Source organism: Paenibacillus sp. J23TS9 (assembly GCF_018403225.1).
GTDB lineage: Bacteria > Bacillota > Bacilli > Paenibacillales > Paenibacillaceae > Paenibacillus_AQ.
This window is the reverse complement of record NZ_BOSG01000001.1, coordinates 942404-961763: the sequence shown is the minus strand read 5'-3', so window position 1 is coordinate 961763 and position 19360 is coordinate 942404. Positions and strand designations below refer to the sequence as shown.

Here is a 19360-nt window from a genome sequence, read left to right as displayed (position 1 = left end):
CCAGGTTTATTTCTTGGATTGTTCTTCCTTGATCTTAATTTCCGACTCTTCCTTCAGTACACGTGTGAATTCTGCTATGTTCAAATCGGTAGTTGCAAACTTGGTTATTGCTTCATTGATAGCAACGTGCCTATCCCATGGGCTTTTACGTGCAGGTGGTTCAGCAAATGTATTTTGGAACATTGCGCTGACATTTTTGCCTGTATACGTTGGATCATCTGCACCGAACAATTTCCCGTCCTCTTGGCTCAAGGATACGGAAGGCGTCCCCATTCTCATCCGATACTGTAATTGATAATCCGGTGAGATCAGGTAAGATAATACTTGCAGCGCCGCTTCTTTATGTTCACTGAAATTATTGATGACCCATGGATGAGCGCCTGGTTTTGGAGCGATACCCGGCATATCTGCAAACGACGGAACGGGAACCAAATCCATACTTTTCTCATATTCAACTCTCTCTTCTGGAGTTCCGCCAAACCAAGTTAAGAAGCCATGCCAGTTAACGACCATTGCGGCTGTTTTACCTTCAAACTTACCCTGTTCCTTTGGATTATAGATATTTGGTATACTGAAATACTTTTTGAGAACTTCCATCATTTTCGCGAACTTCGGATCTTTATCGAACAATACTTCACCCGTTTCCGGGTCTGTATAGTTTATTGATAATTGATTGAATAACGCCGTTGGCATGGCCCCTAAATCAAGGCCACTATATTGAACACCATCCTTCTTGACGGTCAGCTTCTTAGCCAGTTCCATAAGTTCATCCCAAGTCATATTACCAGTCGGATATTCAGCACCTAACAGGTCAAATATTTCTTTGTTATAGTACAGTGCGAGAACATCTCCAGCATCCGGAAGCCCAATCAGGCGTCCTTCCTTATCCCTTGAACGTAATTCTTGAAGTAATTGTGGATTGACTCCACTTAAATCAATACCGTATTCAGCAATCATGTCATCCAGGCCAAACACCATCTCCAGCTCTTCAAATGGAGCTTGACCGGTGTAGCCCAATATAATATCAGGAACAATCCCTTGCGCACTTAATTCCTGCATATTCTCAGAGGTTCCATTCCAGTCAACATGCTCCACGGTCACATGAGGGAATTGCTCTTGAATCGGCTCAATCATTCTCGGGGTGAAATAGTCAATTCCCCACGGCGTCGCTATTTTCAGCGTTACGGGCTCATCGCTAAATTGTTTGACAGGCTCTTTCGGTTCCTCTTCCTTTTCTTCCTCCTTATTGGTATCCGTATTATTGGTATCCGTGGCTTCAGGCTGGCTTCCCTGTTCATTAGCCGTATTATCCGAGCTGCTGCAAGCGGTTACAATGATGGTAAACATAAGACACAGCACCATGAGTACATTCCACATTTTTCGGTTTTTCATCACAATCAATTCCCCCTCACATATATGAACTACATAATCCCAAAGAAATCTCCCCCCGATGAATGGGGGGCTCTAACCTACAGGTTGATGCTCCGGCTGTTCTCGTGTGACCGTACCAACGCTAAGATGCAGCAAGATAAGAATGTTCCAGCTCCCTCCTGCAATTGAATTATTCTTGCCCTCAGAGGATTGGTTTGACGATCTATTCGGAATCATAGGCCTCCCCCACATGATAGAGCGCAAGCTGACGGATTGAAGGCACACCCTCACAATCTGTTATTTCTAACTGAACGCCTCGAACTTTAATGGCAGGAATGCGAATAATGGATTTATGTCCAATGTTTCTGCCTTCATACACCGTGATGGACCGTTGGGTTTTTTCAGTCATGACATTTATCCGGAAACTCCGAACATGCTCTCCGCTCGTTAAATCCTCTTGAATTAATATATGGTCGATTAAATGCGGCTTCGCGGCTTCATACGACCATCCGGATTTATTCGGTGAACATTGTTCAATTGAAGCAATAGGATTCCCAAATCTTCTGCGAATCTCTTCGCCCATTGCCTGTAACTGCGCTGTGTCTTTTGCAGGCAGAAGACCCTCTCGATCGGGACCGATATTCAAGAGCAAATTAGCCCCTCGGCCTATCGAGTAATAATACAAACCCATCAGTTGATTCAGACTCTTGACCGTGTGCTCATCACTGTCACTGTAGAACCAGTTCGCCCGCATCTGTACATCGCATTCCGCTGGTAACCATATATGTTCACCCAAAGCTTCTTTCTGCTCTGTTAAAATCGAGAATTCCGTTGCATCTGTCACATTCCAGCATGGAATCGGCGCAATCCCGTCTTCATTACCTACCCACCGGAAATTAGGATCGCCCATATTGAAAATCAATATATTCGGCTGCATTCGGCGAATTTCCCTAATAATTCTTGACCAATCGTATTCATGATCCTCAGAACCGCAACCGTCAAACCACAATATATCAATGTCCCCATAGTCTCCAAGCAGCTCCGTAATCTGATTTACGAAATAATCATCATAAGCCTTGGCATCCTGATTATAGAAATCTGCCGATCCGTCAAATGGAGAATAATATAATCCAGGTTTCACACCATACTTATGACATGCCTCAACGAACTCCTTAACAACATCCCCTTTTCCATCTTTCCATGAAGATTGTGCAACAGAGAACGAACTATATTTCGAAGGCCAATTCGAGAAACCATCATGATGTTTGGCTGTTAACACCGCATATTCCATTCCTGCTTCTTTCGCTGTTCGAATCCACTGCTCACAATCTAACTGAACCGGATTGAATTCCGAAGGTGACATCGGACGCTTATCAAAATCAACATACCCCTCATAAAATGTACGCAGGCCAAAATGCAGAAACAGACCAAATTCCCATCCCTGGTACTCTAACTGCCTAAGAGTCGGTTTGATCATCGAATTTGTTATCATAGTGAGCCCCCTTAACTTTTTTCTAATCTTAACAATTCTGTTGTGAAGGTAGTGTGAAGATGTTGCGTATTTCATGTGATGATCCATAACGACAAATAGCAGTAAGAACGAATGTCCTTACTGCGGTCTAAAGAGGTTAATTTTGTTTATGTAATAGGGTTTCATTTTTTTCATGAATATAAATTGAACTCAAGTTTTTGAATTGAAACCACTGTTGTAGCGGCTTATCCAAGCCCTCCCAAAGTGACCTTCTTGAGTACATTCTATGTAGACGCTTTGTTTGACAATAACAGCTGCATGAATGCAATTTGAATAACCCCCATGACTACGGCACAAATGGGTATCGCCATCATTACTGCTGCCGGGCTCCACAGATAGTGAAGCAGCAAGCTTATTACGCCTGAACTTATCATCATGACAATAATAATACCTGACGTGTTATAACTTGACACTTGAAAATAACGTCTGCTCTGACGAAATGCTGCATCAATATTCAACTGATCGGCAACAATACAGTACTCTACATAAATAAAGATGAAACGGAGAACTACAAATAAAATAAGAGAAAGAAATATTCCGATAATACCTAAGAACGCAGCCAATAACGTTGTAATTGCAGTCTTTGCTGCCGTAATGATCATAAACAAGAAGATAAAGCGGACCCAGTGTTTTTTTCCGTCCTTCATAAATTGACCCATTGAAATTGGAGTGCCTTCCACTATATTACGTAATGAAGCAATATAGCCTCCTTGAGCAAAAGCCATCAGTAACAGCATGAAGATAACCGGAATCCACGCTCTCACGGTTACCGTATCACCCATAAACTGCATTTGATTGATGAGCTGCGGAATATTACTAATATAGCTGACCGATGGAATCCCCATCTCCAAAATAAGACGTACAGATAGTGATGGCACACCAATAAAACCAACTATCATAAGCCCTATAATGAATGATAGCGCATCCAAAATAATCGGATAAATGATAATTAATGGGTTTCTGAATAGCAAGCGGAATGCTTTTTTCATTTTGAAGTAAACCTCCGTTATAACTTATATGGCAAATATGAGTTCACCAGCAATTCGTTTTTGGGCGATCGGACTAACGGAATATCAATGCGAAATATCGAACCCTCACCTATTTTACTTTCCGCCTGTATAGTTCCCCCAAGAGCTTCAATCAGTGCTTTAGCAATGCTTAATCCAACTCCAATTCCACCCGTATCTCTAGTGCGAGCTTTATCTGCCCGATAAAACCGGTTGAAAATGAGGGGCAAATCATGCTCAGATATCCCTATTCCGTTATCTCTACAATAAATCGTAACCATTTCTTTGTGATCGATCGTGACACCCACATCGATGCTCCCACCAATTGCCGTGTACTTGATCGCATTGGAAATAATATTCGTCATAATTTGGACGAAACGGTCAGTATCTACATCCACGTGACAAGGGGTATAGATGGTATGCAGAGTAAAAACGATATCTTTGGCTTTCGCTAAGAAGATTAAATTTTCGTAAACATCCTTCACCAGATTACGTATATCAATGATTTCGGTATCAAGCTGGAATTTAGCTCCCTCTGCTTCCGACAATTTTTCTACATCATCCACAAGGCGGCATAGCCGATCAATCTCGGCATAAATACGATTTAAATTCTCTTCATTCGCTGGATAAATACCGTCAATAAGCGCCTCCATTCTGGATAACATGGAAGTTAGCGGAGTACGAAGTTCATGCGTTAAATCTTGCATCGATTGTTCCCGCCAGTGTTCTTGGTTATTCAAATCTACGACAAGCTTATTCATAGAAGTAATGAGCTGATTCAGCTCCAACGTTCCCGTTTCCGAAATTAAAATGTCTCTATGCCCCCCAGCAATTCGTTTCGCCTGTAGGCTGCTTAAACGGAGAGGCTTCGACAATCGCATGGCAAGAAGATAATAGATAGCTACTATAAGAATTAGTAAAATGAGAGCAAGACCACCGCTACCTCCAAATAAAGCAAACGAGAAAAACGATATGGAAGGAAGATTGAAATCATTATCCAAATCAACCGTAGCATCCAGAATTCCGATTAACTGGCCATGGACATAGATCGGACTACTCGCCTTAAAGGGCCGACCATACTGCTGATTTTCCAGCCCTGAGTCATACAGCACTTCTTCATGGTCCGGAGCGTAATATCGTACATTCATTGAATATACATTAACTGCCTGTTTAAGCCAGTCCATCTTCTCGACCGAAAGCTTGCCCGGTTCTAGATGAGTTCGCAAAGTAAAGGCAATTTTCTGCGTTTGATCCTCTACAAACCTTATCTTATATTCCTCTATTGAACGATCTAATGAAATACGGAATAAGAAATAGGACGATAACAAAAAAATCAAAGACGTAAAAATAAGGGTGATAAAGAGAATGTAATGTGTCTGGCGTAATCTGTTCCACAGTCTCATTAGTAATCTTCATCCGGATGGAATGTAAATTTATATCCCGCACCAATTTTAGTTACAATGTAAACCGGATTTTTATGATCTTCTTCAATTTTTTTGCGGATATTTTTGATATGTGTATCTGTCGTTCTCCCATCCCCGATATCTCGATAACCTTGAACTTCATAAGATAAATCTTGCCTGCTATATAACTTATTTGGTTTTTTGAGCAAAACACTTAGCACCTTAAACTCTGTAACCGTTAAATTCACGAGTTTACCGTTTACATATACTTCTTTCGATTCAAAGTTTATTTGAAGTCTTCCTTTGTTAAATCGCATCATAGTTCGGCTATTTATAGAGAGCATATTCATTCTTCGCTCCAGAGCTCGAATTCGAGCGATGACCTCTTTCACACGGAAAGGCTTCGTAATGTAGTCATCCGCACCTAAATTAAGACCATTAATCGTATCGATTTCACGAGCTTTGGATGTGATCATTATGATCGGCATGCTGGAAGTCCCTCTTACTTTCCGACAAACTTCTTCCCCTGGTATGCCATGAATCATCAAATCCAGAATTAATAAATCAATTTTAAAGTTATGAATTTTTTGCAGGGCATCATTACCATCTTCCGAGGTATATACCGTCCAACCTTCATTCACCAGATATGACTGTAGTATATTGCAAATTGATTCATCATCCTCAACGATTAGAATGTTCATGCTTTATTTCTTCCTCTCCCATAATTTAGTATACTCAATATCCATACATTCTATCATCTAACCGCTTCACCGCAAACAATAAGAATCATCAAATAAGGAGAAGCGGGCATGTATTAGACAGCCTGCTTCTCCTTATTTATCATATTCTGGAAAATACATGACGTTATTTCTTACTCTCTTTCTCTTTCAATAGCGCATCATATTCTTCTACCATTTTACGTAAAAATGTGTTTACGTCTTCCTTGCCGTTCAATTTAATAAACTCTGCGGTCTTATCATCAATAATGTTGGCTTCGTAATAGAAAATGTCAGGACCGAAAGGTGAATAGACCGATTTAGCCACTTTTCCTTTATAGGCTGCATCAATGTTATACACGCCTACATTATCTTCGCCCGCCATGTATTGCCGTATCTCAGCGTTCTTAAGCACCGGGGGAGCTCCGCCAATAGATAAATTCTTCTGGTTCTCATCAGAAACTGCGAATTCTAACACTTGAAATGCTTCTTTAATGTGTTCACTGTTCGGATTAATAGCCAGTGTAAGCGGTACGTTGTTTGGCAATACACCCGGAAGCTCGCTCCAGCTTGGATACGCTGACATACCGAAATTCAAACCTTCAACATGAGCATATAAATTAGCACTGTTTACAAAGGACAGGATCATGGCGACATTCCCTTTATCAAAACCAAAAATATCTTTCTCCGATTCAGAGGGAACATTGTCCGGGATACTAACGACGCGCTGGATTAAATTAAAATATTTGGCGAAAGCAGGATCTTTCTCGAACATGATCTCTCCTGTTTCCGGATTTGTACCCGGAACGGATAATTGAAGCATTGCTTGGGATAGCCCACGTGTGGCTAAGCCAACGTATTTGCTGTCTCCATGCTTCCCTGCAAGTTTCGCTGCCTTATCGAGAACCTCATCCCATGTTGGTGTTTCACTTGGATATTCAATGCCCATTTTATCGAAAATATCTTTGTTATAGAATAGATTCACGATAACATCTTCAAATGGTAAGCCAAGCAATCGGCCCTGCTGTTCCGGATCACGTAATCGAATGGCATCAATCGCACCATCCCGGAATTTAGTCAAATCCAGATTACTTTCAGCAATCAGACTATCAAGCGGATAAGTCATTTCCAACTCGTTTAATGTCACGAACGGGTCTGTTACGAGCATAATATCTGGTGAATTATTAGCAGCATTGGCTTCCTGAATTTTCTCAGCTGATGCAAATGCACCAATATGTTCAATTTTAATATTCGGGTATTTCGCTTCTAGTGCATCCGAAAGCCGACTTTTGACTTCTTCCGCACCCCAAGGTGTCATAAATTTAATCGTTACTTGCTCGCCTGAATCGGATACTTCTTCTGTCCTATTCTCATCTGATTTGACTTCATCACTGTTTGAACTTCCGCATGCCGAGAGTAAAATTGAAACAAGGAACGTAGAAATAAGTAATATAAACCGCATCTTTCTAAACGTTTTCATCATATGCCCCCTATTCTCATTGTAGGCCCTCACACTTAACCATACTGAAGATTTGATATACTTTAGTGACGTAGTACACTCCTCCTTTGGATATGTCAGATGAATGAATTAGATATAATATATCAAATAATGCATAAGCTGGTGTGAATATCCAGTGATTTTCATGTGTGTTTCATGTGAATTTTTAATATGCGAATGGAAAAAGGAGCTTCTAGAGTTGCAGCCTTTCCCCTTGGTTATACCATATGAACATAAATTTCAGTAAATTAAGTATATCTACTTTATTTTGAAATCCTGTCATGAGTTTCTCGTTTCCTCTCTCCTGCCAGGATCTGCTGTTCGCTGAGCTCGCTTCATCCCGCTTACGGCAAAGGTGACGGCACAAACCTTACACTCCTTTTTTCTATATCTGTAAGGGGCCCACGGACTCGAAGGCTCCCCCTTTGGATAAAAAAACCTATCCGACGAAGGTCAGGATAGGTTTTAATCATATATTTTTGTAAAAATGCGTTCCCCGTTATCGCTGTAGAAACATGGTGCTCGATCGACATCTCGGTCAGGTTAGGGAATACCCAGGAAATTTGTCGTCAAGCACCTCGATCCCCGCCTTTTCAGAATCCGTATGCATCAAGGCTGTAAAGTTGGCTCCGGTACCCGTTTGGTGTGGGTCTTAGACATGTTACGCTGCGCAGTAACCAGCTTATAATAAATCCCTTGCTTCTGGATCAATTCTTCATGAGTCCCGACCTCTGCAATAACTCCTTTATCCAGTACAAACAGTCGATCCGCGTTCTTCAATGTAGGAAGCCGATGTGCAATGGCAATGGTTGTTCGGTTCTTGGTGACACGCTGCAGCGCTTCTTGGATCTCGGATTCTGTCTCGATATCTAGCGAAGCTGTTGCCTCATCCAAGATTAGAATTCTAGGATTGTTCAATACCGCTCTAGCAATGGCAAGACGCTGTCTTTCACCACCCGAGATATTGTTTCCGTTCTCCTCCAGCTTAGTATCATAACCGTCTGGGAACTGGCTAATAAAATGATGAGCGTTCGCGATCTTCGCAGCCTGTATGACTTCCTCCATCGTTGCCTCTGGCTTGGAATATTTGATATTATTCATGATCGTTCCGCTGAACAAAAATGTCTCCTGAAGGACAACCCCGATTTGAGATCGTAAATCCTCCTGCTTGATATCTCTAATATCCACGCCGTCAATACTTATCGTTCCTTCATTGACGTCATAGAACCGGGAGATCAGATTGATAAACGTCGATTTCCCTGATCCTGAGTGACCCACGAGCCCTATCATTTCGCCCTTCTTAATATCCGCATCGACGGATTTGAGTACAGGTTCATACGACTGGTATCCAAAGGTAACATTCTTAAAACTTATCGTTCCCTCAATCTTGTGCTTCATGGATTTCTCTTTGTCGAAGATCTCCGGCTGTTCATCAATGACCGAGAATACACGCTCTACCGAAATCAGGGCGTTAGCGATCCATCTCGGCATATTCATTAACCACCCGAGTGGACCATAGATCATAGCTGCATAACCAGTAAACTGGACCAATTCACCAAGGGACAGCTCCCCGCCCAGAATCATGTTACAGCCAACAAGCAATACAAAATATTGACCAATCTGGATCAAATACTGAGAAATCGGCGATAGATAACTGTATACCTTTTCACTTCGGATCGTAGCTAACGCATATTCACGATGATATGCTCTAAACCGCTTGATCTCCCGCTCCTCTTTGCCGAATGCCTTAACCACACGAATTCCGCTCAGCACATCATGCAAAAATGAGTTGGCTTTATCATTGACCCGCCACTGCTTGCGAAAGAGCTTTCGAAGCACGGCTTTCCAGACAAAATATTGAATGTAAACAACGAGCGGCGCCGGCAAAATAATAATAAGTGCAAGCGTCCAGTCCGTATAAAATAGCAGGAAGCTTACAGAGGCCAGCATAATGACTTGATAGATAGCCATCGAAAACACTTCTTGAATCAAATTCCGAATGCGGTCTGTATCGGAATTGATTCGGTTCATGATGTCTCCGGCACGCTGCGAGGTTAGGAATCCAAGCGACAAGCTTTGAACCTTTTCAAAAACAAGCATACGCAGATCCGCCGCAATTCTTGAGCTGACACGGGCCATAATTCTACCCCTTAATATCCCTAACAGTTCTCCTGCCACTAATCCAAATGCGATTCCAGCGATCGCAATTAGAAATATCCGCATACTTGGGTTTATACCCTCTGGCGGCTGCAAAGCCGCATTCACGAGTATTTTCTGGAAATACGGACCGGTTAACGTAACTGCCGACATCATGAGAAGAACGGCGAGCGCCGTAATTAATATTTTCCAATGTGACTTCGATACATCCCATAGCTTCTTGAAGGCTGCTCCCTTGTTCATACATTTCGGACACAACCGGGTACCTTTCACGAGATAACCGCCACACTGTGAACATACGCTTTCGCTCTCGTTGTTGTAGATTCGGATCTTGCTATCCGAAGCCATATAATTCAAAATTTGTGCGATATAAGAGAGCCTTGCTGCATGCTGCATCGAACAGCGGACGATAATCCTCTGGGTATGCAGATGTGTTGCCTCAATGATCACATTTCCGATTAAAGGAACCATCTTATAATCATGTGCCTCATGAATACTGCAGACTTCCGTCACGGTTCCGTGGACAACGTGGGCCCACTTGGTTTCTCCAATGACAAAATAACCATCCGTCCTTCGCCCTTCAAACGATAAATCTGCAGGCACGGAGTATGTAATATTCTCTCCCAGGGCTTGCTGAACTGCTAGAAGATTTTGCTCAGAGAGCGTAAATTGAAGGTTCATTGCAGTCTCCCCTAAATATACATTTCCACCAATCGGTATTCCTTTTCGCTTAGCTGCTTGATATCCTCGATGACGAATCGGTTCCCATACACATCGATAATTAGCAGCTTGCGCTCGGTTACCAGCTTCACATTCCCTCCACCGTTTCGTACCGTAAACTGACAACTCCCGGAATTGGTTTCTGCATCCCAGTAGGAGTACCCGAACTCTTCTTTAATTCCGGTCAATCTCGTGATCTCAGGAGCAAAGTATCTCATTTGTATCTGCTCCTCTAGCAGGCCTACAACATCCTTCGGAAAATCATCATCCAGTGATTTAATGATGCCGATCTCCTTATTATCGCCTGTTCGAATCGATATATATATCCGGTTGTTCGTATGGGGAAAGGAGCAGTGCAGATATACCCCTTTATGTTCTTCATCATTCACTTTAATCATCAGTAGTTGACCTTCTGTTTTTGTAAACGTCGTGTTATCAGCCGTTAAATAATTCATGCTTGCTGCGACTGACAAATCGGATTGAATAGGTTTCGTGATTTGCATTAAAAGATTACCCCACCCTTCTTATGCTCAGCGCTTCATCATGCTTCTGTATTAAGCCATGGTATATGCCTTGCTTCGTCATTAACTGATCATGCGTTCCTTCCTCAACCACTTTGCCCGCATCCATCACGAGTAAATAATCAGCATTCCTTAATGTAGACAAGCGATGTGCAATTGCAATCGTCGTTCTGCCTTGGATTAACGTTTCTAGCGCTTCTTGAATTTGAAGTTCCGTCTCCGTATCGAGCGATGCTGTTGCTTCATCCAGGATCAGAATTTTAGGGTTATGCAGAACCGCCCGTGCTATGGATATTCTTTGCCTTTCTCCACCGGATAGATTATGACCTCCTGTCCCTACGATCGTGTCATAACCATCCGGCAGCTTCTCAATGAAATCATGTGCATTCGCAATTCGGGCAGCATTAATGATGTCATCCATCGAGCATTCAGGGTCTGCATAAGCAATATTCTCGGAGATTGTCCCCATGAACACATATACTTCCTGCGATACAATTCCGATGTTCTTACGCATCGAATCGAGCTTGAGATCCTTCACGTTGATCCCGTCTATCGCAATTTCGCCATCAGTAACATCATAGAGGCGGGAGATCAGATTCACGAGTGTCGATTTACCCGCACCCGAATGTCCGACTACCCCGATCATCTGGCCCGGTTTTGCATGCAGGGATACTTCTTTCAGGATCGGCTTATTCGGTTCATAACCGAAAGTAACATGAGACAGGCGAATATCTCCATTCATCTGCTCTCTATGAACCGCATCCTCTTTTTCTACAACATCGGAGACGGAGTCTTGAATTTCAAAAATACGCTGTGCCGCACTCATGCAACTGGACCACCAATTAACAATGTTATTCATAAATTGCAGTGGACCATACAGCATGTAGATATAACTGACAAACGTCATGATTTCACCGAACGATATACTTCCTTGCATAACCTTCCAGCCGCCGAATGCCCAGATCAACACACCCCCGAATTGAGTAACAATCGTTAATATCGGGAAGATGGTGCTGCTCATCAGGTTAAAAGACTGTTCGGAGTCAGAATAGGATGTATTCGCTCTCTGGAAACGATGAATCTCTTGATTTTCTTTTCCGAATGCTTTCACAACGCGCGTGCCCTGTATCGTATCACTGATCATCGCGTTGAGCATGCTCACTCGTCTATGTCTCCGCCAAGACAATCGCCACAGCTTAGGGAATACCCATCGTATCAGCAGCAGGACAAATGGAATCGGGATGAAGCAGATCAATGTGAGTTTCCAGTCCATAATCAACATAATGGTTGTAATACCGACGATATTCATCGCATTGACGATAAAATAAGAAATGCCATCCACGAAGAAATACTGCAATTCTTGCGCATCATTGCTAACCCTTGTCATGAGCTGGCCGGTTTGTTTTTTCTGAAAAAAACTAAGCGATAACCGCTGCATCGCAGCGAATACGCTTGCTTTCAAATCGAATACGACATTCGCCGCCAATCTGGCATTCATCATGCTAAATAGGACCCCGAACAATAGTGAAATCGTTCGAAAAGCGAAAATGAGCAGGATCACAAGCCCAATTCGTCCAGCGAAGTTTCCGGTATTCCCAAGTGCCTGATCGAACAGTACTGTACCTTGCAAATAAGGGATGGCAAGACCTGTAGCGGAATTGAGGAGCATAAATAAAACAATGAAAAACATCAGAAGTTTATACTGTCCAGCAAATCTTAGCAGCCTGGAGAAGATGGCATGCCTCTTCATACATTTCGGACAGATTTGCCTGCCTTCTTCGGGATATCTCATTCCGCATTTTGGACAAGTGGTGTTCTCCTGATCATCTTTTACTTCTTCATCGCTGATGACTTCTTTCTTTTTAATCTTCGTAAAGAGCGAGACAAACTTGGCCGCATTCCCCATCTGTCCATTCGTAAATGCTCCGATGACCCGCTCCTCTTTCTCTTTTATAATCATGATACCGGAGGCAACTAAATTGACGATGAATGCGGTTTCGATATTGTCGATTGCAATGGAATTTACATTCGCCTCATCCCCTGAGTTTGAGTTTGATACGACAAACAGATTTTCCGCACTTAAAATTAAATATGTGTTGGCGTAACCTTCGCCATCTATGCTTCGATCACACGACATCCAGTAGACAACCTCATATGGTTTATGAGGTTCTAACGCGGTAATCACTTGTAGTGGTAAACTCTTGGTCATGAGCTCTCCTTTCATCATTCGATAAATTCTCCTGCACATATACTATCAACTAAGATGTGAAGATAGTGTGTGTTTCTTTGATTCTTTGATGCTTACCGATCATGCACTTTATTTTGTCTTCATGGGGTACGGAGCGCCGAGCAGGTACCCTAACCATAGAAAGCTTTTTTATAGAAAGGGACACTTTACCTAATGGTTAATCGTATTTGATTAGATAGCACTCCATGATAAATTTTTAGAAGGGGATTTTCAAAGTCATGTCGAAATAAACGGCATTACATGATTAAAGGGGTATAACAATGAAGGATAAGGTTAAAGGATTAGTGTTGGGGATTGCAATCGGGACCATGTTGACTGGAGCTACTGCATTTGCTGCGAGCGAAACAAACATCAAAGTAGCTATTCAAAAATTAGGAATATATGTTGATGGTACTAAAAAAGCTTCCGCAGATGCGATTATCTATAGAGGTACCACCTATGTTCCTGCACGTTCAGTAAGTAATGCTATTGGAAAGGAAATAGGCCTGGTGAATGGTGGACTGTATATTGGAAAACAACCAGTCATCAAAATCACTGAAGAAAAAGCAGTTGACTTGGTTATTGACAAATTTGATAAATCAGAAAAGGTAAACTTCAAGGTAATATTCATGATGGACAGCCAAGATGATACAAATTACTATATTGGCGCATATGAGGATTTTCCTGAGCGGATTTTAATTTATAAAAGGTATGTCGTCAATAAAAACAATGGGACAGTAACTATTGAACCTGAATATTAATGAAATGCTAAAAACGGATCGGTAGTACAATCGATCCGTTTTTTTATGAGATTCCTTTGCCAATTTTCTCACCAAGTCCTAACAGAATAGTGAAAAACAAAAAAATAAGCTCCTATTTCACATAAGAGCTTTAAAACAGTGTGCACTAGAAAGAAGAAAGACAATTCTTTAACTAATTAGCTGTACGCCCTCTACCCTTTTCTTCATACCAATATCCAAGCCCGCATGTCCCGGAAAGGGAACTGTTGGGACGATGCATGTATGGAAAACTTCTTTAGTCATTTTAAAGCAGAGTGCTTCTATCTTCATGTTTTTCATTTAATCACTCCATAAAGCAGGACAAACATGCCGTTAACTGTACATCCATTTCTACAACCATGAACGCTTTCAAAAGAAACTAAACAACCTGGCCCCTACGAATACAGGACTCAGGCTGCTTAAATTTTGCTTTTTGTTAATCGTCTACTTGACAGGGGTCACTTCATAATAGCAGGGGCTTTTATTTTTGGGTAAGCAACGAGTCCCTCACAATCTCGGCTGCTTGGAACGCAATCTTATGCTTTGGACAAGGCACTCAGTGTTTAGAAACACGTAAGGGAGCTAACACCACCAATAGAATAGGCCCGGCACATTGACCGACCTGGTAACCTAGTTGTGTCAGGCTAACCATGCCTAGTCACGCATTCGCTGTATCTGAATTCATACAAATTATTTTCAACCTTTTATACCGCTAAATGTAATGCCGCTAATAAACGTCTTTTGAAGAAAAAAGAACAAAACAATAATCGGTAATGTCATTAAGGTGGATACGGCCATTAGTAGACCCCATTCGGATCCCTTTTGACTTTGAAATTGCTGCAATCCGAGCGAAACCGTGTAAGATGCTTCATTGGTTAAATAGAGCAAGGGGCCCATGAAATCAGTCCAGCTCCCCATAAATTGAAAAAGTGCAACGGCTAAAACGGCGGATTTGGCCAGTGGAAACATGATCTGTAAATATATGCGGAACTCACTAGCCCCATCTAAGCGGGCCGCTTCACGGAGAGCATCAGGCAATCCCAGGAAAAACTGCCGCAATAGAAAAATATAGATCGGCACTCCAAAAAATTGGGGCACAATCAGCGGAAGAGATGTTCCTACCCAACCTAATTTAGTAAACAATAGGAAAAGAGGAATCATCGTCACTTGACCGGGAATCATCATAACAGCGAGAGTAACAAAGAAAAGTATACCTCTTCCACGGTACTCTAACTTGGCAAAACTGTAGGCAACCAAGGGGCAGGATATGATCACACCTAGCGTACTAACGATGGTTATAATGGCTGTGTTTTTCAGATATGTCCAGAAATGGATATACTCTACAGCACGGGAATAATTGCTCCACAGAAATGGATGCGGAATCCACTCTGGTGGGTATGCAAAGACTTGTGTGAGCGGTTTAAGTGAAGTCGAAAGCAGCCAAATGAACGGAATAATGAAAAATGCAGAAGCAACAATCAGACATAAATAGGCTAACGCACGATTGATCCTCTTGATAGCGATTGGATTCATCCCTTATTTCCTCCTCCTCATTTCCCTTGATAATGAACCCAGCGTTTAGACGTTATGAAAACAATTCCGGTTAATGCCATAACGATAATAAATAAGATCCAGGCCATTGCGGAGGCATAGCCCATTTTGAAATATCTGAACCCGTTCTCATATAAATACATGACGTAAAAAGTCATGGAATTTGCAGGCGTTCCTTGTCCTTTGGTCAACGTATAGGGAAGCGTGAACTGCTGGAATGCACCGATCATTCCCATAACCAGATTGTAAAAAATAACGGGAGTGAGCAAAGGGATGGTTACCTTTCTCGTTTTCTGAAACCAGTTAGCTCCATCGATTTGCGCTGCTTCATAGTACTCATCAGGGATGTCTCCTAATCCGGCAAGGTAGATGACGACGGCTTGCCCAATACCCCAAAGCGACATCAAGATGAGTGAAGGCTTGGACCAAGCTTCACCACCAAGCCAAGGAGGACCATCGATACCGAAATGCGCTAACATCCCATTTACCAATCCGAAATTTGGATGTAACAACCACATCCACAGAACAGCCAAAGCCACTTGTGGAACAAGTGTAGGTAGGAAAAAGATCGTTCTGAATACAGCCATACCTTTGACCTTCATATTCAACATCATAGCGAGTGCCACACCAAAAAATATACTTAATGGAACAAAAAATACAGTGAAATAGATCGTGTTGTATATTGATTTCCAAAACAAAGGATCATGGAATAGATCTATATAATTACTCATTCCGACAAATTCACCAGGCTGCAGAATGCTATATGAGGTGAAGCTGAAGTAGATCGACATCAGCATCGGAACTGCATAAAAGCAAAGCAGTCCTATAGCCCAAGGTGAAGCAAACAGCCACCCAATCACGTTAGTTTTGCGGAGCGCGCGTTGTTTCCTTGCCGATGAAATTGTATTTACACGAACTGAATCGGCCAGTTTCGCCATGTACATCCTCCTTCCAATTGTCAATCAACAATAGGCAAGGAGAGAGAAGTCCCCTCCCCGCCCATCAAGCATCTTATTTATCGTATTTCTCCAAAGCCTTATTAACAGTCTCTGTTACTTTATCCAGGTTCTCTTTCGGAGTACCGTTACCGCGGGTAGCCTTTTCCGTAGCGGAGGCTAACTCATTCCACAACAGCTGTCCTTCAGGAATAACCGGGCGGTTGTGTGAATTGGGCAAAATATTGATAAATTCCTTCATAATCGGATCGTCCTTGTAACCGTATTTGTCGTTAACCGAATCGATAACGGAAATCTGAGAGTCAGCGTTTAATAACGTTTGCCCCTCTTCTTTCCCTAAGAATTCGAGGAATTTCCAAGCAGCAGCGACATTCTTGGCGCCTTTAGGGATAATAGCGGACCCGCCTCCCGACCATGTCGTAAAATTCGTACCTGTTGGGGTCGGTATTGGTGCAACACCATAATTTAAATCCGGCTTAAATTTTTCGATACCCTTCACCGTAAAGTTTCCACTTATCTTCATGCTGATTTGACCGGAAATGAACGGATCCATTTCCTCCGAGCCAGCTGCGCTTGTGAATCCGGCAATATCCTCGACATTGTATTTTTTGCCGAAGTCGGTCATCCATTGCAGCGCTTCAACGACTTTAGGATCATTTGCGGTAATTTTTCCAGTAGCAGGGTCCTGGAATTCTCCTCCAAACGCCCAGCCCCAAGTATACAGCCAGCCTTGCGAATACCATGGGATGAAACCGATCCGTTTGAAACGTTTGCCATCCTTGATGGTCAACTTTTCGGCTGCCGCTTCAAGCTCGGCAATTGTTTTTGGCGGGTTGTCGGGATCCAGCCCTACTTCTTTAAAATGATCCTTATTGTAAAACAGCAGGCGGGAGTCCGTATCCATCGGCATTGCATAAAGCTTTCCTTGATAACTGGACTCGTCCCAAGCAAATGGATAATACAATTCCTTGGTAATTCCGGATTCTGCTGCCATCGAGGATAAGTCAGTCAGAGAACCCTGCGCTGCCCAAGTACCGACCTTAAACCGGTCGAAAAGGGCCACATCAGGCGGATTGCCGCCTGCGACTGCAGTTAGCAGCTTCTGATCGGATCCCTCACTGGATTCTGTATAAACCAACTTCATTTTGATGGTGGGGTTTTTCTCCTCAAATGCCTTTACGACTTTATTCATATTATCTAAATCGATTGAGGTGAGACCATGCCACATCGTAACTGTTGTAATCCCTTTTCCGGCCTGATCGCTTGAGCCATCTTTCGTTGAGCAAGCGGTTACAAGCAATAACATAGCCAAAACATAAACAAGAATTGGAATTACGAGTTTCTTGGATTTCCTCATTCAAAAATCCCCCTTAAGTTCAAAATTTATTAATTTACCTTTAATTCCTATAAAATTCATTTCAGAGCCTGATAATTTCAGATTTACATGTCATTAATAGAAACATAATCGGATTCACAAACTAAGTAAGCGTTAACATGAATGGTGATATGAACGATTAACGACAGAAACTGATAAACTTTCAGATTGTGAAGTGATGGGGCATAAGGAATTATCTGGGTATACTAAGTATATTAATATGCTTAGTATAATGTGTCAATTGCAATATTACGACATAAAAATTCATGATACGCGGCTAACCTCGCAACCAAATCCTTGATTTGAGAAGAACTTTAACGCTCTAACATAAAAATAAAGTGCCGAAAAGTCCTTATGGACTCCTCGACACTTTGAACAAACGTTATCCTTGATATTCTTTGCTGAAATGGACTTATATTCACCCTACCCGTTATTTTTCACGACCATGCGATGTTCAATGATGTTCAGCTCTGGCACGGCTGTTCCTTCCAACTGAGAGATTAGCATATCCACCGCCAATTCACCCATCTGCTTCTCATCCTGCTCAATGTGAGTGAAGATGGGTTGTCCCAGGTGATCGTTCAGCGAGTCGAAACAAACTATTTCGAATTCCTCCAGAGACTTCCCCAGCGAGTTGATAACCTGAGCCAGCATCGTGGCTATTAGAAATTCCGACGCAACAAACGCTTTTACATCAGGGTGTTGTTGCAAAAAATGCTTCACTGTTTTTTTATCGCTTTCAATGGCTGATCCGTCTATGTTGATGGGAAGGGTGCCCTTCAAGTTCGTCAATAAATAATCTTTGTTCAAGTTCATTCCCTCTTCGGTGAAGGCTAACGTATATCCGAGCAGCCTTTCCTCCAATGTTGAAGTGTTCTCTTCCGGCGGAGACAAAAAGGCAATTTTTTTGTGACCTTTGTTAATCAGATGGCGTGTAAGATCCATGGCTGCTTTCTTATTGTCTGTGTAAACCGAACACACCGGAATTCCTTTTAGATACCTGTCCACCAAAACAATTGGAAAGCGATCCAATACAAGACGCAGCAGCTCCGAATTATAGTGCTGTCCATGAATGGGGGTCACGATTAAGCCTTTGATGCCTAAACTAATAAATAACTCTATGGCACGTTTTTCTTCATCCCGGCCGTCGAAAGTTCGCTTGATGATCAGTTGATAATTATGCTCAGCACTTCTCTTTTCCATCGATCTAAGAAGTTGAAGGCCGAACTCATCAGAAAAATTCGGTATAATGAACCCTATTAACCGCTTATCATCATCAGGAACCAGATGCGTTCTTACCTCTGAATAGTGCTTCGGCTCTTGTTCTCCCATCAGACCATCTGCCACATAAGAACCTTTCCCTTGTATTCGTATGATAACCCCAGAATCGGCCAGCTTCTCCAGAGCTTTCTTAGAAGTAATACGACTGACACCAAACTTTTCAGCCAAATCTTTTTCAGAAGATACTCGATCTCCTTCTTTTAATCGGCCTTCTTTAATCTCTTGAACAATATGGAGATATATCTGCTCATATAAATGCAATTCCAC

The 19360-nt window shown here is 42.2% G+C and carries 14 protein-coding genes; 1 reads left to right on the top strand and 13 read right to left on the bottom strand.

Translation table 11 applies throughout. The annotated features are described in order from the left end of the window. Nucleotides 1-6: 6 nt before the first annotated feature. The 9 genes from KJS65_RS04740 to KJS65_RS04700 all read right to left on the bottom strand — a co-directional run bounded on the left by KJS65_RS04740 (nucleotide 7) and on the right by KJS65_RS04700 (nucleotide 13151). Nucleotides 7-1392, bottom strand: coding sequence for an ABC transporter substrate-binding protein (locus tag KJS65_RS04740; protein ID WP_213648795.1), 1386 nt, complete (start codon nucleotides 1390-1392; stop codon nucleotides 7-9). Between the two features lie 202 nt (nucleotides 1393-1594). Beyond that, on the bottom strand, nucleotides 1595-2863 hold the full coding sequence (locus KJS65_RS04735) for an alpha-L-fucosidase (protein ID WP_213648794.1): 1269 nt from the start codon (nucleotides 2861-2863) through the stop codon (nucleotides 1595-1597). 263 nt (nucleotides 2864-3126) lie between these two features. After that, nucleotides 3127-3891, bottom strand: coding sequence for a hypothetical protein (locus KJS65_RS04730; protein ID WP_213648793.1), 765 nt, complete (start codon nucleotides 3889-3891; stop codon nucleotides 3127-3129). Between the two features lie 17 nt (nucleotides 3892-3908). Further along, a complete protein-coding gene (locus KJS65_RS04725) occupies nucleotides 3909-5312 on the bottom strand; it encodes a sensor histidine kinase (RefSeq protein WP_213648792.1) in 1404 nt (467 codons plus the stop codon). Beyond that, on the bottom strand, nucleotides 5312-6013 hold the full coding sequence (locus KJS65_RS04720) for a response regulator transcription factor (protein WP_213648791.1): 702 nt from the start codon (nucleotides 6011-6013) through the stop codon (nucleotides 5312-5314). The genes KJS65_RS04725 and KJS65_RS04720 overlap by 1 nt, the downstream gene beginning before the upstream one ends. Before the next feature lie 163 nt (nucleotides 6014-6176). Further along, nucleotides 6177-7511, bottom strand: a complete 1335-nt coding sequence (locus tag KJS65_RS04715) for an ABC transporter substrate-binding protein (RefSeq protein ID WP_213648790.1) — start codon at nucleotides 7509-7511, stop codon at nucleotides 6177-6179. A 624-nt stretch (nucleotides 7512-8135) separates the two neighbouring features. Next, the gene (locus KJS65_RS04710) at nucleotides 8136-10364 is read right to left on the bottom strand and encodes an ABC transporter ATP-binding protein (protein ID WP_213648789.1); all 2229 of its coding nucleotides are present in this window, start codon (nucleotides 10362-10364) and stop codon (nucleotides 8136-8138) included. Between the two features lie 11 nt (nucleotides 10365-10375). Then, nucleotides 10376-10906 (bottom strand): DUF1854 domain-containing protein, encoded by a 531-nt coding sequence (locus KJS65_RS04705; RefSeq protein WP_213648788.1) that lies wholly within the window; start codon nucleotides 10904-10906, stop codon nucleotides 10376-10378. A 7-nt stretch (nucleotides 10907-10913) separates the two neighbouring features. Continuing rightward, nucleotides 10914-13151 (bottom strand): ABC transporter ATP-binding protein, encoded by a 2238-nt coding sequence (locus tag KJS65_RS04700; RefSeq protein ID WP_244864380.1) that lies wholly within the window; start codon nucleotides 13149-13151, stop codon nucleotides 10914-10916. Nucleotides 13152-13432: 281 nt separating this feature from the next. Between KJS65_RS04700 and KJS65_RS04695 the strand changes: the two genes are divergently transcribed. Continuing rightward, nucleotides 13433-13912, top strand: coding sequence for a stalk domain-containing protein (locus KJS65_RS04695; protein ID WP_213648787.1), 480 nt, complete (start codon nucleotides 13433-13435; stop codon nucleotides 13910-13912). A gap of 714 nt (nucleotides 13913-14626) precedes the next feature. Here KJS65_RS04695 and KJS65_RS04690 read toward each other — a convergent pair. The 4 genes from KJS65_RS04690 to KJS65_RS04675 form a co-directional block, all read right to left on the bottom strand. Further along, the gene (locus KJS65_RS04690; RefSeq protein ID WP_213648786.1) at nucleotides 14627-15463 is read right to left on the bottom strand and encodes a carbohydrate ABC transporter permease; all 837 of its coding nucleotides are present in this window, start codon (nucleotides 15461-15463) and stop codon (nucleotides 14627-14629) included. Between the two features lie 17 nt (nucleotides 15464-15480). Next, nucleotides 15481-16419, bottom strand: a complete 939-nt coding sequence (locus tag KJS65_RS04685) for a carbohydrate ABC transporter permease (protein ID WP_213648785.1) — start codon at nucleotides 16417-16419, stop codon at nucleotides 15481-15483. 73 nt (nucleotides 16420-16492) lie between these two features. Next, the gene (locus tag KJS65_RS04680) at nucleotides 16493-17794 is read right to left on the bottom strand and encodes an ABC transporter substrate-binding protein (protein WP_213648784.1); all 1302 of its coding nucleotides are present in this window, start codon (nucleotides 17792-17794) and stop codon (nucleotides 16493-16495) included. 441 nt (nucleotides 17795-18235) lie between these two features. Next, nucleotides 18236-19360: a GntR family transcriptional regulator gene (locus KJS65_RS04675; RefSeq protein ID WP_213648783.1), complete on the bottom strand. Its 1125-nt coding sequence runs from the start codon at nucleotides 19358-19360 to the stop codon at nucleotides 18236-18238.

Bases quoted from the DNA above. Each gene is read 5' to 3' on its own strand.
- KJS65_RS04715 (WP_213648790.1), bottom strand. From the start codon at position 7,511: ATGATGAAAACGTTTAGAAAGATGCGGTTTATATTACTTATTTCTACG.
- KJS65_RS04690 (WP_213648786.1), bottom strand. From the start codon at position 15,463: ATGAATCCAATCGCTATCAAGAGGATCAATCGTGCGTTAGCCTATTTA.
- KJS65_RS04700 (WP_244864380.1), bottom strand. From the start codon at position 13,151: ATGATGAAAGGAGAGCTCATGACCAAGAGTTTACCACTACAAGTGATT.
- KJS65_RS04695 (WP_213648787.1), top strand. From the start codon at position 13,433: ATGAAGGATAAGGTTAAAGGATTAGTGTTGGGGATTGCAATCGGGACC.
- KJS65_RS04725 (WP_213648792.1), bottom strand. From the start codon at position 5,312: ATGAGACTGTGGAACAGATTACGCCAGACACATTACATTCTCTTTATC.
- KJS65_RS04685 (WP_213648785.1), bottom strand. From the start codon at position 16,419: ATGGCGAAACTGGCCGATTCAGTTCGTGTAAATACAATTTCATCGGCA.
- KJS65_RS04730 (WP_213648793.1), bottom strand. From the start codon at position 3,891: ATGAAAAAAGCATTCCGCTTGCTATTCAGAAACCCATTAATTATCATT.
- KJS65_RS04705 (WP_213648788.1), bottom strand. From the start codon at position 10,906: ATGCAAATCACGAAACCTATTCAATCCGATTTGTCAGTCGCAGCAAGC.
- KJS65_RS04735 (WP_213648794.1), bottom strand. From the start codon at position 2,863: ATGATAACAAATTCGATGATCAAACCGACTCTTAGGCAGTTAGAGTAC.
- KJS65_RS04720 (WP_213648791.1), bottom strand. From the start codon at position 6,013: ATGAACATTCTAATCGTTGAGGATGATGAATCAATTTGCAATATACTA.
- KJS65_RS04710 (WP_213648789.1), bottom strand. From the start codon at position 10,364: ATGAACCTTCAATTTACGCTCTCTGAGCAAAATCTTCTAGCAGTTCAG.
- KJS65_RS04680 (WP_213648784.1), bottom strand. From the start codon at position 17,794: ATGAGGAAATCCAAGAAACTCGTAATTCCAATTCTTGTTTATGTTTTG.
- KJS65_RS04740 (WP_213648795.1), bottom strand. From the start codon at position 1,392: ATGAAAAACCGAAAAATGTGGAATGTACTCATGGTGCTGTGTCTTATG.